Consider the following 17006-nt stretch of genomic DNA (forward strand, 5'->3'; position numbering starts at 1 on the left):
TTGGGATAAGGTCGCGGCTATGCGCGGCCTATCCTTATTTGTTAGGTGTTTTTACTAGTTTGCTTTCCTTGTCGATAGATACGCCGAATCATTTCATTTGCTTCGAACGTAGTACCCGAAAGATTTTCTCCTGTCCAATTTGGTCCGATACGTATATTTGACGCAACCAAATCAAGTACCCATTCAGCTTCAAATTCATCGAGTTCTATTGAAGTCGGTACTCCGCTATCAAAATCTTTAAGGAGCTCAATCACTTTTGTTACTCTGGATTCAGAAGACCAAAATGGAAGTACCTGTGAACCATCTTCTTCAAACCACTGCAATAAAGATTCATCTTCAAATTCAATAGTCCAAAGCAGTTTCGTCTTGTACACCTCTCTGCAGAATGCTGCCACCTGCGACATCATACTCATAAGAACACCTAACAGTGTATTACCCGCTCTTCTACTAGAAACCAACGAATAGAGTTGAACATTGGAATTAGCTGAGTAAATAATTTAATTATTCTAAGAAGTTAGCATCAACCTCAGTATGGTATCAACGTTTTTCATCCTGAAAAATCGAGTCCCTATTAACCGAGAAGCATTTTGGCTTGTTAAAAAAGGAGGTGGATATCATTTGGTATTTCCTCTTACTTAGGAAATACAGTAAGGTGTAACAAGAGTTTGTTTCCTTTGACCAAAAACCAGCGTAAATCAGCTTCTTAGAAAACGTAGAGAGGGTTCGACTCCCTCGATACGTTTCATGCATTCAAGATAGGTTTTCAAATCAATAAGAAAGATGGAATAGGCACAACTCTTTTGGGATTAACAGCCAATACCGAGACTACAGAAGTTCATCCTCCCCTCGGAGTTGCCGCTGGGCATTTGTGTTCGTTGCGTGAGCGAGGCATGGATGCCGAGATAGCGTTAGTCGAATCAGGGACGAGCGTCTGACGCGATAGCATAAGGACGCTAAATGCCCAAGGGGCTTTCAACTCCGTTAGGGGCGTCTTGGCTGATGTGAAAATAATAGGCAAGGAGGATAGGACGAGCAGTCCTCCTTGGTCGGCTCTTGATTTAACATCAGGGGGTGAAGCCCCACGACCTTGATTCACCTCGGCCGTAAGGCCGCCGAAAGATGACGAAAGATGGGACAGGCAGAACTCTTTCTATTTATACTGTCCTCGCTACTTAGTCTTGAGCTATTTACTCAAAGTGCTATAGCTTGGACATTTAACGCAGTGATAAGCGGGCTACACGACGTGTTTCGCAGCTCCGCTTATGTGTGATGCATAATTATAAATGCTAACCCGTGGTTAGACTAATTAGGGACAATGACATTGACATGTCCATCTGGAACAAACTCACATGTTCCACCATCAAAAGATAGTGTCAATTGTCCGGTGAGGACCATACCGCCAACAATCTGGGCAGCGTCTTCAGGTTTCATGTCTGGTTGTGCGTTATTAATATCCTGCGCAATGACATAATAAGTCCACAAACCGCCATCCTTTGTAGAGAAATACATTCCTCCTGTATAAATGCCGTCATTCGCCTTTTGATCATCACTTTGACCATGATCCTGTAGCTGAAACCTCCGTAGCTCGCCATTGGGACCTACCGCATAACATTGGACGAAAAGCTCAGAACCTTTGAGTATTTTTTCATTCTCATCAAAAAATGAAGCCTGCACTATAAATCGCTCGCGTTTATACACTTTAATGACATCTGGAGCATCAATATCGTAGTGCGTAAGAACATGAACGTTTTTATTCAAATCTGTTGCACTATACGTATAACTGGCACCTGTTGTGATCCGCGTATAAAGCCATTTCAAGCCGGCGACAAAAGCCGTTCCAGCCTTGACGGGTTCTGGGTATGCAAAAGACATTTCCAGTGTTTCACCTATCGTGATCTCTCCGGCAGCGGGTATGGTATTTTTTTGACCACGCCGGACAGGATCGATTTTATCAGAAGCTGCGGCAATCGTAGCTACTACTGCGGCCGCAGCTAAAAGCCCGGCGGCAACATAGCTACTACCGCCTCCACTGACCGTCACACCGACATCACAACAGTCGTCAGGAATGCCATCACCATCGATGTCCGTCGCGGTTCCAGTTCCGCTAGTAGTTAAATCACCTGAGCCATCAATAGCTTCGGCAATTGCTGCACCAAGTGCCAGCAATGCAGCAATGATTGCAATCAGAACTTTCCACCATGGGTCCTGAAAGGGCAGATCACCAAATTGACCGCTAAAAGATGGCGTAGGCACAATACTGAGATGCAGTTTACCAGGCAAGTAATAGGGTGAGCACAGTTTGAAATCGCGATCAAAAGTACCTTTTTTGGCCACTTCGCCTAGAATCGCAATGACATTTGGTTGCTCTTTTCGCTGATGTTTGTCCTTACAACAACTATTGTCTGGCTCTTTGGGGCTGTTAGGGCGTGGTGTACAACACCCGCGACTTGAAGGACCAAAGATAGTGTCAAAGACAACCGTCATTGCGCCTTCAGGAGTCACAGCGGTAAATTCTTTAGTCGCAGTGTTAAAAGATACGTGAGTCACAAAAATTTGCTTGATGATACGCTTTTTACTTGCACCACTTTCGACAATAAAGCTAACCAAATGTTTACCAGGGCTACACGCACTAAAATCAGCGTCCCAACCAAATAAGTGCGCAACATTGCTTTGTACATTATTCAGAGGAAAGGTTGCAGGTGTAATTACAATGCCCGGATGAGAAACACTTTCAATATAAACTGTTGCATTCGCGACAGGTGCCGCACCGCTATTTGTAAAATGGGCATTAATACGTTGTTTTCCGAGTGAAATTTCAAAAATACCATCAGGTAACATCATGCCTGTAATTGGTTCTGTAGAAAATGGACGGTTGGGTATAATCATTTGCAGGGCCATGACTATTCTCCTTTATTGCAGGCGTGCGCTGCTTTTTCAGACAAAACTAATACACTAAGACCACCGATAATTTGCTCGCCATCTTTTTGCAACACGTGGATAAGTGCACCATCACCTTCCAGCTTACCGACGAGTGTCATTCCTTTACGGCTACCCGCAGCTACTTCTATCGCCTGAACAACTGGTTTTGCGTTCTTAAACTCGGCTTCAGTAGGACAATGTTTGTCAATAAAGCCGACGAACTCAACTTTGCCTGCTTTTGGCGGAAGTTTCACATCGGGTAAAACTGTTTGCAAAGTACGAAGCTCTTCAAATTTTCCGAGCTGTGTCGCTACTTCAAAACGACGTGGTTTGCGACCCGGATTGTGGATTTCGAAAGCCATGTGGAACATCGAGTTGGCTGCTACAACGACCGATAGATTACGCTGTGCAACATGACGATCGGTTGGAACATTGAACACGGGGCTGGCAGGAAGTGGATCCGCACTGGGATGAAATGCCTCAGCTAAAATGCATTCATGGCCATTGTTGACAAAAACAGGGACCCAAGGTGTTAAACACAGTACTTCAGCTACTTCAGAAGCGGCAAGCGAGACAAAAGCCGTGCCAATGAAATTAGCTGTGTTGCGGTCAAAACCTACTGATGGGTTTGCCCAATAAAACCGAACTGTTGCATTACTTACAGGCGTAGTACCGTTATTATGAACTCGAGCCCATAGATAACAGTTATTTCCGACGACAGGAACTCCCGGCGAACCTTCAGGGTTATCACCCGGCACCGTCCATACATCATGACTAAGATACCAAGCAGGGTTGCCATCTTCTATTTCAAGTTGTATAGCCATTTTTAATTCTCCTCTATTATGAAACGTGAACAACCAATTGAGCTAGGCCCTATTGATCTTAAGGCTGTTTGGTAATGCGCTACAGCCCAAAGCGCTACAGAGAAAAAGCTTAAAATATGTCGAACCTTGAGTCTGAATCTGTCCGTTATTCAGGTAGACAAGATGACCGCCAATTTCACCATAAAGAGGGCGAAGGGCTACTTTTGTCGGATTGATATATACCAGATGACAGATTTGTAATGCTTGCAATGTCAGACTGATAACTCAGACACCAACTACATTCCCTATCCGGTCTGCAGATAACCATCAGGTAAAGCAATTGACACCCCGGTTGGGTAGAGTTTCTGAAGCGTTCTGTGTGTCGGTCGTTTAATTGCGGTAATTGAAGGGATAAAAGTTGAGCCGTAATAGTGCGCATGAAAATCTGCGATATCAGGCATCGCGGTGAGTAAATAACCATTGGCTGTTATGTTGAGATGAGCCATAGCAACACTCCTGTTTGACTAGATGAACCTCCATGTTCTCTTCGTTTTCGCTCGACGTAAAACGAGCTAAATGACTTCGCAGGACAGCAACAGCTAAAGTTATAGTTCATCCAACAGTACATTGCTAACATTTAAGTTAACTTTTAAGGTTAAATTTGCAGCTATATTAGTTTAATAAGCTAGTTTAATGAGCCACCATGGCTAAATTCTCTGTATTTTAAATCAAAGATGACTCAGTACAATTGACCAACACATGTTTGACCAATAAAAAAGCCAGCAAGGCTATAGGCTTACTGGCTTTTCTGCTTTATTTATTAACTCGCTTTATTTCACCGCACGAGCACTTAATCAAAGCGACTCAACTATGACTTCTTAGGGAAAATAGGATAGGCCTGAGTGCCTAGCACTTTGCCATCGACCTCGACACCATAGTAATCGCTGTCATTGTGGTATTTCTCCTGCGCCTGTTTCACATCACCCTTGTTACGTGGGTCCTGTGGACGTTCATGGGAGTTGATGTAAGCGGCAACGTCCCAAGCCTGTTGGTTCGTTAGCTGCATACTCTTACCAAAGGGCATGTTTTCATGGATGAAAAATGCGGCAGTATTGACCCTGTGCATGCCCGCCCCCCAGTTGTAACTTTGAGGTCCCCACAGCGGCGGCAACGCATACACGCCTGCAATCGCTTGACCTTGGCCATCGACACCATGGCAAGTCTGGCAATGGGCGACATAGACGGTTTTACCACGCTCGGGTGAATAGGCTTGCTCGGGTTTTGGGATCTCAGGATAACCACGACCCGGCAAGCTAGCACGCTGCTCGACGGTCATTGCTTTAGCTAATATCTCAGGTAGCGGAAAGTCTTCCCGTTTGCCACCTTTGACCAGTTCAGCATCGCTTAGCTCTGGCACTGAGTCATTAAGATTAGCTTCATCCATCAAGCCCCCCATGCCTAACCAATAGGCATAGGCAGAAAGTGCCACTAACTCAGGGCTACCCGCTGGCGGTGCTTTACCATTCATTGAATAGTTAAAGCAACCCTGAATGCGTTCTTCAAAGCTGCTGACTTTATTGTCTTTTTTTCGATAAGCCGGATAAGCAAAATACGCGCCCCATAGGGGTGATGCATTGGCTTTACGGCCCGCATCCATATGGCAGTTAGCGCAGTTAAGCTCGTTACCCACATACTTATCACGCAACTGTTGGGTATTCACAAACAGTTGATAACCCAAACGCACTTTATCACCAAAGGCACCTTCGGGGATCGCGCTCAAAGGCCTAGGGGTTAGATAGGTTTGATCTGCAACCTTAGGGAAAGAAGGCAGCGGGGCTTGTTTATCTGGGCGCTCTTGCACCGGATCCGTTTCGGCTTGCGCCTGCACGGTTAACGACCCCAGCGCGGCCAGTAATAACATTGCGGAATATTTCATGGCCAGCTCCTTATTTCAAATTAGCAAAGTAGTTCGCTAAGGCATCAACCTCGGCGGCGGTCAGCTTGTTGGCCACGTTCGCCATCATGCCATCGACATCACCTTTGCGCGTTCCCGACTGCCATGCCAATAATTGCGTTTTGATATAACTCGCCTGTTGACCTGCTAAGCGGGGAAATAAGCCGCCACCCAGTGCCGAAGGACCATGACAGGTCACGCAGGCGGGTAAACCACGGGACCAATCACCTTGGTAGGCCAAACGGGCGGTATCATCACTGAAAGTGACCTGTTCGCCACGGATAACGGGTTTGACATCATTGGTTGGCTTAGCGGAAAAATAACTGGCGACTTGTGCGATACCATCACCTTGAAGCGTCATCGCCATCGGCATCATGGTCGCATTTTGGCGCACACCAGCCTGAAAATGCTGTAATTGCGTCGTGATATAGTCCTTTGATAACCCAGCTAATCGAGGGCCGAGGGGTTCAATTCCCTCACCTTCCATTCCGTGGCAAGTCACACAGATTTGTGCAGGTTGTGGGATGGCGGTTGCTCCTGCGGCGAGGGCAACCGATGCCATAGCATAACCGCTTAATAGTGTTACGCCCGTGGCTAATATTTTAATTTTAATGTTCATTTTCTATCCTTGAAGAGAGTTAAGCTCTAAGCATAGGAGGTTGTATAACGTTAAGTGCTCACACGCCTAGCTGACGCTAAACGAATGCCAAGTACCTTACTACTCGAAGGGCCGAGGGACAAGCATTAAAAAAATCTAATATTAGTTTATTAATAACCAAACCTTGTCGATTCAAAACTATTCAATAACTTATGGATCAAATAACAGAGGAATAAGGTGCCGACTATCGCCACAAAAATACTGCTTACCCGATAGAGCGCACTGAAAATCAGGTCATTACCCGGAGTCAGATATTGGCCAAACAGGATACCGAGCATGGTCATAGCCCCGAAACCGACACCAGAGCCACTGGCCTCCCTGACATGGGCTTGACTAAAGATCATCAGTCCAATCCACAGCAGAGGTACAATTAATATCAATAACCCTGACCAATCATAGAGTAGCAACTGCACTAATACCCCAAACGACACGCCCAGCAGAGTCCCTATGGCACGCTTACGGGCATAGTCGAGTGCTCCATTCCAGTGCATTGGGAATAGCAACAACAGAGTCGTTGCCTGCGCCGACATCGAGTCCCGTAGATCAAATATTTGAAATACCAAAAATGATGCAGTAGCAATACTGGCACCGAGCAACGCTTCGTGGCGCATTCTATGTGGCGCCTTAGGTCCAGGTTTGTAAGCGGCCCTTGGCTCGATATCGGGCCAGAGTACCGTCATGGCGTAGGCGATGACCCCCGACAGTGCCGTTGCCCAAAAATTACTGAAGATTAAATCGTTTAAGTCAACACCGGGATAACTAGCAAAGTGCAGCATGATACTCAGGCTCAGCACACCGTTGGCGCCAAAGAGGAACAAACTGCCGCGGGACATGGCTGCAAAGCGGTAAAGAAACAATAAAAACACTAGGGGAGTCATCAAACCGGGATGGCTGCCAAAGAAACCGCCGAGTAACCCAACTTCAACCCCAGCCATCGCCGATGAGGCCAATAATTGGCGCATGGCGTGACCACTCATCACGGGCACTAAACCCAGTAACAACATAGGGGTGACAGTGAAAAATACCCCGTTACTCCAGCCAAAAATCTTACACAGGGTAAAGCCAATCGTCCCCCCCGTCGCAATGCGCAAGCACTGGCGTAAATCATTGGCCGTCAATGGGCTATGGCGTAGTAACATGCTCTTCGCCCTATATTAATAGATATAGTGCAACAGGCTAATCACCTTAATCTGCACCTTAGCAAGCAAACCAAATAGGCCGTTATCTGGCAGCAATTGCACTGTGGCGCGCGCCCCCGCTGGTAGATCTTTCATCCCATTGCCATCCAACATTAAGTGCAATCTGAGTCTTTGGGCATCTCGTACCCAACGATCCGATTCCTGCGGCGCCGCTAAACGGCCATTTGCATCGAATTGCCCTGCACTCACCCCCGCATCGACACTGCTCACCGTCGCCCGATATAAACGGCCAGGCTCACCATCGAACGCGATCAAAGCGGTCGAAGATGCGTTAACTCCGCGTAGGCTTTTTTCTCGGAAATCGGCAATAATATCAACTTTATCAGAAACTAATGCGAGCAAAGGTTGCCCCACAGTCGCAAAACTCCCGACTTCTAACTGCAGGTTAGTCACTATCCCATCCTGATCGGCATGGATTTGGGTATAGGACAAATTAAGCTCGGCTTGGGCTAGATGGTTTTGCGCCTGACGCACCTTAAGATTCTCTTCGCCATACATCCCACGGCTAACCTTAAGTTTTTCTAGGCGGGCATTGGCCGCTAGCAGATTGGCTTGTGCCGCGTCGGCATCGCTATCGGCCTGATCCCGCTGTTGCTGCGATACACCATGGGTGGCATACAGGGCATCGAGGCGCTTTGCTTCTCGGCGTTTTTGTTCTGCCGTAGTTTGGCTCGCATTCACCTCCGCCTTGGCGGCTAAGAGTGAAGCATCTAACTCGGCATTGTCTTGGCGGGCTTGCTCTAAGGCCAATTTAGCCTGTGATACGGCCAGCTCATAGGGCGTTGGGTCGACTTGAAACAGCAAATCGCCCTTGGCAACGGCTTGGTTATTCGTCACGGCTATAGTTTGAATTTTGCCACTGATCTGCGGTGTCACTTTAGTCACCACTCGGGTGGCCATCGCTTGGGGCGTTAATGGCATCATAGTGTCGGCAAACATGAAATAGCCAAATATCAGCACAAAACCGAGCATGGCAATTTTGACTAAGCGGGCAAATTGTTGATCCGGTGTCATTTTATTTCTCATTAAAGGTTTCGGTAGTCTTGGTCAGTTTGGCTAAGGCGTTATCGCTGATCAGGCCAATAATGCGTTCAAATTCGCTGAGCTCACTGGCACTGATCCCTGAGAGCAACTCACGCCGCACTTGAATAATCCGCGCTTCCATTTGCTTTAACACATCCCGCCCCGCGGGTGTCAGGCTCACAATTCTGGCCCGCTTGTCCTTGGCGCAGCAATGGCGCTCGACCAAACCTTGCTCCTCCATTTGGCCTAAAGTCCGCATCAAAGAGGCCAGTTCAATTTCTAACGCATCGGCCAACACTTTCTGGCTGATATTGTCGCCAAGGCGCAGCAGCTTCCACAGTGCCGTCCATCTAGGATGGGTCAATCCGAGAGGGGCGAGTTCAGTATCTGCGACCGTACGCCACAGCCGATGCAGACGCCCTAAATGTTCCGCGAGGGATAATTCCTTTAAACGCTCTAATTCTGTTTGCATCACGCTCACCACTTTACTTAGCCTGCTAAGCATTATACTTAGTTAGCAGGCTAAGTAAACTAAGATAAAAGCTACCATAGCCCATTTTCAGGGATATTTTTGAGCTAACTTAATGAAAAATAATTCAATTAATTTTTTTGAATATTATCAAAAATACGATTAGCAAGAAAAAGAAGAAAAGGTAAAACCGATACAATAGAAATGAATACCCAAGATGAAACATACATTTTGTTAGATTTTAAAAGCAAAAAAGCACCGATGAGGATCGGTGCTTTTAGCATAGTAACTTATTAAACAATCACTTATTTAGGACGCACACCTAAAGTGTGGCAAATAGCATAGGTTAGTTCGGCGCGGTTTAGGGTGTAGAAGTGGAAATCCTTCACACCTTCACGGGATAAAACCTTCACCATATCGATGGCGACATTGGCCCCTACTAATTGACGTGTTCCCGCATCGTTTTCTAGGCCATCGAATTGCTTATGTAGCCAGCTCGGCAAACTCACATTGGTCATGCCCGCGAAGCGTTTTAGCTGGGTAAAGTTAGTCACAGGTAAGATACCGGGGACGATTTCAACGTCGATACCCGCCGCGACGCAGCGGTCACGAAAACGCAGGTAAGATTCCACATCGAAGAAAAACTGGGTAATGGCGCGGCTCGCACCCGCATCGATTTTACGTTTAAGGTTGATCAAATCTGCCTGTGCATTGCTCGCATCGGGGTGCACTTCTGGATAAGCCGCCACCGAAATATCAAAGTCCGCCACTGAGCGCAGTAAACGTACTAAATCCACCGCAAAGCGGGTTGGCTTAGGGCTGCCCGCGGGTAAGTCACCCCGCAGCGCCACTATGTCACGGATGCCCGACTTCCAGTAATGCTTAGCTAGCTCTAATAGCTCTTCATCGCTGGCATCGACTAAGGTTAAGTGCGGCGCGGCAACGAGGTCGGTCTCCTGTTGAATACGCTCAATCACGCCGTGGGTGCGATCACGTACGCCTGAGTTAGCACCATAGGTCACAGACACAAACTTAGGGTTAAGCGGCTCTAAACGACGGATAGAATTCCACAGTATTTGTTCCATTTCGGGGGTCGATGGCGGAAAAAACTCAAAAGAAACATTAATATCGCCATTAAGCTCAGACAAGCTCTGGTTCAGCGAATGTGAATGTTGTGCGTGATGAAAAGCCATGTGTAATTCCTCAACCGCCCTTGGCACGACACTAACCGCCCATGGCACGACTCTATTGTTCAGTGGTTCTAATTAAATGGACGTTTGGACGTCCATATGTCCATATACTAGAGAAACTGAGGTGTAAGTCAAGCCCCAAAATGCCCATAAACCGCATTTAATCTCTGTTAACTCGATAGATTTATTCTAGCCAATAAAAAAGGACTCGAATGAGTCCTTTAAGTTTTTGAATTTAAATCTATTCCTGCAATAGATCGCGGCAGATCTGCGTCAGATCCGACTGCACCGCTGCCGCCGTCACTTCCCGCCCTGCGCCCGGTCCACGGATGATCAGAGGGTTGCCTTGATAGAAGGCGCTGCGGATCACAAACACGTTATCCCCCGGCGTTAAATTAGCGTAGGGATGATGGGCATCGATCCATTGCAAACCGACTTCAGCTTTAAGCTCTGGCCCGCTATTATCTAAGGATGCCACGTATCTGAGCACCTTATTTTGCTCCGCCGCCGCGCCATATTGTTGTTGTAATTCATCGTCTAATTCAGCGATCCGCCCAAGGAATTGCTCTAAGGGAATATCCGCCAAATGTGCAGGTACTAATGAGCGCAGTTCAATATCTTCAAGCTCGATTTCAAGACCGATCTCGCGGGCCAGAATCAACAACTTACGCTGCATATCACGACCAGACAGGTCGTCGCGGGGATCCGGCTCAGTAATACCTAAGCCTCTAGCTTCAATCACTAATTCAGAAAAAGGCTTACTGGTATCGTATTTCTCAAATAACCAACACAGAGTGCCAGAGAAAATCCCGCCTACAGCCTCAACGCTATCACCGCTATTACACAGATCATTTAACGCATGCTGGATGGGTAAGCCCGCACCACAACTGGCGTTATAGCGCCAAAATAAGCGACGATTACCCAATTGCTGCTTTAACTCACGGTAGAAGGGCAATGGGCCAGAACCTGCGAGTTTATTCGCGCTCACCACATGGATGCCGCGCTCAAACAGCTCTGGATATTGCAGCGTTAAACTGGCGCTGGCACTGATATCTAAGGCCACCAGCTCATCGCAGTTAACTTGCTCTAACTGTTCGAACAAGTGCTCATACTGCCAAGGCGTTGCTTGCGTATCGAACTCAGCCTGCCAATTGGCTAAGTTAATGCCGGCAGATTTGATCAGAGCCTTGCTCGAGCTAACTAATCCCACTAACTCAACCTTAGCCTCCAACTCATGGTCAAGTGAGGGCGATACCGACTTAAACAGATTGACCCAAGCCTCGCCGATATTGCCCACACCGAGCAGCAGGACACCAATGCGTTTACGCGGCCCCGCACAGCGGCGGTGCACCTTTTGCGTTAACAGATTCACCTGCGACTGTGGCACTAGCGTTACTAAACTTAAATCACCACTAAACAAAGGTTTAGCATCGCGGCTCAGTAAACGGGCAAAACCGCGGCGATAGTGTTCGGCATCGGCACTGACTAATGCCACTAGGCCAAGATCGGTATTGATCTGCTGATCGCTGATCCCTAACGCTTGTGCCTCGGTATCGAGTAATCTTTGCACTTGTTTTTGATTCTCAGCGGTATAGGCAAGCTCAACCCTTTGGTGAGCAGAGGTCCAATGGGCTAATGGCGTTAAACCCGCGGCGATCAATAGATCTAATAGGCTTGTTAATTCGCCCGTGAGCTTAAAGCCGAATAAGACGACTGCATTGAGGTTAGTCACCACGGGCGCGCTCGCCGACGAGCTGTGGGGCGCGATCAAGGTAAAGTCAGTGTGGGACGCATAACTTGAACGCACCGCTAAGCTCACTTCAGTATTAAACAGCGGCTGCAGAGTGCGCGAATGCAATACTGGCGAGCCTAAACGCGCTAGGCGATCGGCTTCGGCAAGTGACATGCTTTTCAATAGCTTGGCATCGTTGATTTTATTCGGATCGGCGTTGAACACCCCTTCCACATCGGTCCAAATGGTCACCCGCTCGATATCGGCAAGGCTAGCAATTAAGCTGGCACTAAAATCTGAGCCATTACGACCGAGTAACAAGGTATCGCCACGCTCGTTAGCACAGATAAAACCTGTGATCACTAAGCGTTCATTGGGATGGGCGGCTAATAGGGCTTGTACTTTAGTGCGGGATTCCTGCACCCGAATTTGCGGCACGGCAGCTTCATCGGCCACTAAGATTGAGCAGGCATCCACATGGCTTGCGGCCACGCCAGATTCGCGCAGCAGCGCCGCCATTAAACGCGCCGACCAACGCTCGCCAAAACTCACCACCTGGTTAACTTGGTAGTCATTACGCTCGTCTAAGGACAATAAACTGATAAGCTGCGCTTTATCCGTGGTTAAGCGCTCACGCAGATCCCGGGCCTGTTCATTCGACAATAACTGCTCAATCAACCCCTGCTGGTAACTGATCAGCACTTGTAATTCTTCCTGCCATAGCTGACCCGCATCACGCAGCGCTAATAATTTATACAGGAAATTCGTGCTCTTACCCGCCGCAGAGACCACCACAAGATCATCACTATGACCGTGGGTTAACAGGATATGGGCGACTCGGCGATAACAATCGGCATCCGCTAAACTGGAGCCACCAAATTTATGTAAGTGACAACGTGCCATCTATTATTCCTCTACTGACAAGCCGCAGCGGCGGCTAATCCTGCTTGAATATCTGCAACTAAATCGGCGGCATCTTCAATACCCACCGATAAACGCAATAGGGTGTCCTTAATGCCCGCCTCGAAGCGCGCCTGCGGCTCCATCGCTCTGTGGGTCATAGTTGCGGGCACGGCCACTAAACTTTCGACGCCACCTAAACTTTCCGCCACGCTAAATAAGCTGAGTGCACCTAAAAAGGCCACCACTTCGGCCTCGCCGCCCTTGAGCTCAAAACTCAGCATAGCGCCAAAGCCCTTCTGTTGCTTGGCTGCAATGGCATGGCCCGGGTGATCCGCAAGCCCTGGGTAATAGACTCTACTCACCACAGGGCTTTGGGTTAATACCTCAACAATGCGCTGGGCATTGGTTTGATGTTCGCGAATGCGCACCGCTAGCGTACGTAGGCCGCGCAGGGTTAAGTAACTGTCGAAGGCCGAGCCCGTTAGCCCTAGAGTATTCGACCACCAGTGTAAGCTTTCACCGATTTGTGCATCTTTGGCGACCACAGCGCCGCCAACCACATCGCTGTGACCATTGATATATTTAGTGGTGGAGTGGATAACGATATCCGCGCCTAACAATAGGGGTTGTTGCAATATCGGCGATAAAAAAGTGTTATCGACCACCACCAGCGCGCCGACACTATGGCTCGCCTTAGCAATGGCCTCGATATCCACCACTCGCAATAGCGGGTTAGACGGGGTTTCGAGCCACACCATCTTAGGATTTTGCGCAATCGCGGCGGCTAATGCCTGACTATCGGTTTGATCGACCACAATCAGCTTAAACTGGCCTTTCTTCGCCAAGTTAGTAAATAAACGGTAGGAACCGCCGTAACAATCGTGAGGCACGACCAATAGATCATCGGGGCCAAGCAAAGTGGTCACTAAGGTGATGGCCGCCATGCCAGTGCAGGTCACTATACCAGTCGCGCCCTTTTCTAATTGGGCTAATGCTTCACCTAAAATGCAGCGCGTTGGATTGCCTGAACGGCTGTAATCAAACTCACGGGGATTTTTATGACCATCGAAGGCGTAATTAGTCGACAAATAAATCGGTGGCACAACTGCGCCATATTGAGTATCGCTTTCGATACCCTGACGCACTGCCAGTGTGGCTAATTGACGCTCTGCCATGGGTGGACTCCTAAATTCGGTAGACTGATAGAGATGTCTGGACGTCTAAATGTACCTAAGCCCAACCCTATCGTCAATAGGCGTTAAGACGTTTAGACGTCTAAACATAAAGAAATCTGTTTGCAATCCCCAAGAAATAGTAGCAATAATTTGACTGTTGTTTGTAAGGGTTTAAAATCTGCCCCGAATTTAGCGTTATAACAGGTGAGTCAATGACTGAATGGAATGGGGAATACATCAGCCCCTATGCTGAACATGGCAAGAAGAATGAACAAGTAAAAAAAATTACTGTGTCTATTCCGCTCAAGGTGCTTAAGGTCCTCACGGACGAACGCACTCGTCGTCAGGTCAATAATTTGCGTCACGCCACCAACAGTGAACTGTTGTGTGAGGCATTTTTGCATGCCTATACAGGCCAGCCTTTGCCTAACGATGAAGATCTGTCAAAGGACAGCCCCGACAGCATTCCCGCCGAAGCCAAGTTGCTGATGGACGAAATGGGAATCGAGTGGGAAGACATGGAATAGCGACTCGTCGCTTCCAAGACTGCAGTTACTTTCAAGATCACAGTGCTCATCAATAGGGATCGTTAACGATCCCTATTTGTTTATATGGAACCCTATGTTTTCTATGATAGATCCACAGACACTCGCCTTGGCCTCGCTGATTGTGTTTCTGGGCGCCTTAACCCAGAGCCTGATTGGCTTTGGCCTTGCGGTGGTCGCCAGTCCTTTGCTGTATATCGTCGACCCCGATCTCGTGCCCGGTCCCGTTATTGCCATGGGCTTTTCGATCTCCCTATTGACCCTGATCCGTGAACGAGGTCATTTAGAATTCAATGGCTTGCAATATGCACTCCTAGGCCGCGTGCCCGGTGGTTTTATCGGCGCGAGCCTATTGCTGTTTGCGCCTCAGCCCATACTCGGGTTATCCATTGCCGCCATTGTGGCTGTCGCGGTGATCCTCAGCCTGTATAAATTCAGCCTGCCCGTGAATAAGAAAACCCTCTTTGGAGCGGGGGTGATTTCAGGGATTTTTGGCAATATCGCCGCTATTGGTGGCCCGCCGATGGCAATTTTATTATCGGGTAAGGATGTCTCGCAATTTAGGGCCGCACTATCGGCATTTTTTATTTTTAGCTCCACCATAGCCATAGTGATTCTCGCCGTAACGGGTCTGCTCGAGATCAAACATGTATGGCTATCCCTACTGTTATTACCCTCGGTGCTCCTAGGTTATCTGGTGGCCGGTAAACTGGTAGGCAGAGTCGATAAGCATAAAACCAAAATAGCGACCTTATTGCTGTGTGTGATAAGCGCACTGGTGCTGACCATTAAATCTGTACTTGAACTATTACCCCAGTAGTTGCCACACGCCCTATAAAATCCTATTAAAAAAGCACCAATAGCATTGGTGCTTTTTACTTTATATCAATCAGTTAACTGCATTGCATTCAGCTTAAATAGCTTTGCCCTGCGTACACAATAAAGTGCCTTAAGGCGAGTACGCCCGTTAAGCTCGCGCAGGCCACCATAATCATCGCGCCCTTAGTGTGGCGAGTCGCGGCGGGTAGCAGCATAAACAGCAATGGAATACCAAAGCCGATACCGACAACGCCAATCCAGAACACGCTTGCCCATAGCCCAGAGGTTAACGATGCCAGCGCCGCAGCCGCTGCGCCGCCCTTGAAGTACAAGGCGCAGAACAACATAAACAGAAACAGAATTTCAATCGCCATCACAGGCAATTCTAAACCGTGCATCTTCACTAAAGTTTTGTCGTGGCTGTCAGTCTTAAACATCAGCAACGCCAGTACCGCATTGGCCGCAGCGCCCGCCGACAAACCCGACACTAAAAACAGCGCAGGCAGTACCGCAGTGTTGAGCATAGGATAGGCATTCATCGCCGAAATTAAGAAGCCAGTGTAAGCCCCTACGCCAATCGCGAGGACAAACAACAATACTTCAATCAGCTTTCGAAATGGCATAAGTAACTTAGCGATAGGCGTGAGGAAACCCAAACCCCATTTTGGTAAGTCATCCCGCAGCACAATAATGGCGTATGCAAAGGCCAAGGGAGAATACGCCAGCAGCGCCAGCACCCCGATTGCCATCACAGACTGGAAGTTATAGTGAATTAAGATCAACCAGAAGTGGAATGGTTTGGTTAAGTCAAACACTAAGCAAGCTAGACCTAAGCTAATTGCCACAGGCCCAATAATGGCTGCCGCCTTAAGAATGCTGCTTTCGGCTCCCGCGCTGAGCTCCTTATTCGCCCAGCGCAAACCAATGCCAATCAGTAAACTGCCCGCGGATAACCCCGCCATAAACAGGTAAACGGCGATGACCCAGTGCCAAGTGACAGGATCATATTGCGCCATGTCGCCCCAAGTATTGTTCATAATCAAATCCCCCCTCTTTTGGTAGGAACGCGATATACCCTAGGTTTTGTGCCCAAATGGGGTTTATCTTGGTAAGTGATTTTTGTGTTGAGCATGATGGCCACTTCACTGCGTGGATCATTAGCATCACCAAACACTAAGGCATCGGTTGGACACACAGTCACACACGCTGGCTCTTCGCCCCGTGCTAAACGACTGTCTTTACAGAAGTTACACTTATCCGCCGCCTTAGTTTCTGGGTTCATAAAGCGCACTTTATAAGGGCACGCTGCCACACAGTACATACAACCGACACACTTATCGGTATGGATAGAGATAATGCCATCTTCACCCACATAGGCCGCGCCTGTTGGGCACACTTTAACGCAGGGCGCATCTTCACATTGCTGGCAAGATACCCTGTGATATTTGAAATGCAGATTGGGCATCTCACCAAAGGGGCCTTCCACACGCACTTGCAGACGAGTTACGCCTTCGGGTACGCCATTTTCACTGCGACACGCCACGTTACAGGCTTGGCAGCCGATGCACTTATTCTCGTCGTGCACCATTACATATCGTTTATTCATTTAAGCCTCCG

The 17006-nt window shown here is 48.1% G+C and carries 16 protein-coding genes; 2 read left to right on the plus strand and 14 right to left on the minus strand.

The features are described 5' to 3' along the window. Positions 1-41 precede the first annotated feature (41 nt). From COW15_RS14675 to metB, 12 genes are all read right to left on the minus strand, one after another. Entirely contained in the window at positions 42-413 is a 372-nt protein-coding gene (locus COW15_RS14675) for a DUF2750 domain-containing protein (RefSeq protein WP_011626036.1), read from the minus strand. Positions 414-1302: 889 nt separating this feature from the next. Continuing rightward, a complete protein-coding gene (locus tag COW15_RS14680) occupies positions 1303-2898 on the minus strand; it encodes a hypothetical protein (RefSeq protein ID WP_293633254.1) in 1596 nt (531 codons plus the stop codon). Between the two features lie 2 nt (positions 2899-2900). Beyond that, on the minus strand, positions 2901-3743 hold the full coding sequence (locus COW15_RS14685; protein ID WP_293633255.1) for a hypothetical protein: 843 nt from the start codon (positions 3741-3743) through the stop codon (positions 2901-2903). Between the two features lie 284 nt (positions 3744-4027). After that, a complete protein-coding gene (locus COW15_RS14690) occupies positions 4028-4228 on the minus strand; it encodes a hypothetical protein (RefSeq protein WP_293633256.1) in 201 nt (66 codons plus the stop codon). A 362-nt stretch (positions 4229-4590) separates the two neighbouring features. Continuing rightward, on the minus strand, positions 4591-5658 hold the full coding sequence (locus COW15_RS14695) for a c-type cytochrome (protein ID WP_293633257.1): 1068 nt from the start codon (positions 5656-5658) through the stop codon (positions 4591-4593). Positions 5659-5668: 10 nt separating this feature from the next. Further along, positions 5669-6295, minus strand: a complete 627-nt coding sequence (locus COW15_RS14700) for a c-type cytochrome (protein WP_293633258.1) — start codon at positions 6293-6295, stop codon at positions 5669-5671. A gap of 149 nt (positions 6296-6444) precedes the next feature. Further along, positions 6445-7473 (minus strand): DUF2955 domain-containing protein, encoded by a 1029-nt coding sequence (locus tag COW15_RS14705; protein ID WP_293633259.1) that lies wholly within the window; start codon positions 7471-7473, stop codon positions 6445-6447. 15 nt (positions 7474-7488) lie between these two features. Beyond that, a complete protein-coding gene (locus COW15_RS14710) occupies positions 7489-8547 on the minus strand; it encodes an HlyD family secretion protein (protein ID WP_293633260.1) in 1059 nt (352 codons plus the stop codon). Position 8548: 1 nt separating this feature from the next. Further along, complete coding sequence (gene slyA / locus COW15_RS14715; RefSeq protein ID WP_293633261.1) at positions 8549-9028, minus strand: transcriptional regulator SlyA; 480 nt, start codon at positions 9026-9028, stop codon at positions 8549-8551. A gap of 302 nt (positions 9029-9330) precedes the next feature. Next, on the minus strand, positions 9331-10218 hold the full coding sequence (gene metF / locus COW15_RS14720; protein ID WP_293633262.1) for a methylenetetrahydrofolate reductase: 888 nt from the start codon (positions 10216-10218) through the stop codon (positions 9331-9333). A 238-nt stretch (positions 10219-10456) separates the two neighbouring features. After that, on the minus strand, positions 10457-12850 hold the full coding sequence (locus tag COW15_RS14725) for a bifunctional aspartate kinase/homoserine dehydrogenase II (protein WP_293633263.1): 2394 nt from the start codon (positions 12848-12850) through the stop codon (positions 10457-10459). An 11-nt stretch (positions 12851-12861) separates the two neighbouring features. After that, positions 12862-14025 carry a cystathionine gamma-synthase gene (gene metB, locus COW15_RS14730; protein WP_293633264.1) on the minus strand — a complete coding sequence of 388 codons (1164 nt, stop codon included), beginning with the start codon at positions 14023-14025 and terminating at the stop codon, positions 12862-12864. 212 nt (positions 14026-14237) lie between these two features. Between metB and metJ the strand changes: the two genes are divergently transcribed. Together metJ and COW15_RS14740 are read left to right on the plus strand one after the other, a co-directional pair. Further along, positions 14238-14552, plus strand: coding sequence for a met regulon transcriptional regulator MetJ (gene metJ / locus COW15_RS14735; RefSeq protein WP_006083215.1), 315 nt, complete (start codon positions 14238-14240; stop codon positions 14550-14552). 94 nt (positions 14553-14646) lie between these two features. Beyond that, positions 14647-15390, plus strand: a complete 744-nt coding sequence (locus COW15_RS14740) for a sulfite exporter TauE/SafE family protein (protein ID WP_293633265.1) — start codon at positions 14647-14649, stop codon at positions 15388-15390. 88 nt (positions 15391-15478) lie between these two features. On the opposite strand, the gene nrfD is transcribed toward COW15_RS14740, so the two are convergent. Together nrfD and COW15_RS14750 are read right to left on the minus strand one after the other, a co-directional pair. Beyond that, positions 15479-16426 (minus strand): NrfD/PsrC family molybdoenzyme membrane anchor subunit, encoded by a 948-nt coding sequence (gene nrfD, locus COW15_RS14745; protein ID WP_105251317.1) that lies wholly within the window; start codon positions 16424-16426, stop codon positions 15479-15481. Positions 16427-16428: 2 nt separating this feature from the next. Next, positions 16429-16995: a 4Fe-4S dicluster domain-containing protein gene (locus tag COW15_RS14750; RefSeq protein WP_293633266.1), complete on the minus strand. Its 567-nt coding sequence runs from the start codon at positions 16993-16995 to the stop codon at positions 16429-16431. Between the last annotated feature and the right edge of the window lie 11 nt (positions 16996-17006).

The organism is Shewanella sp. CG12_big_fil_rev_8_21_14_0_65_47_15 (genome assembly GCF_002783505.1).
Lineage (GTDB): Bacteria > Pseudomonadota > Gammaproteobacteria > Enterobacterales > Shewanellaceae > Shewanella.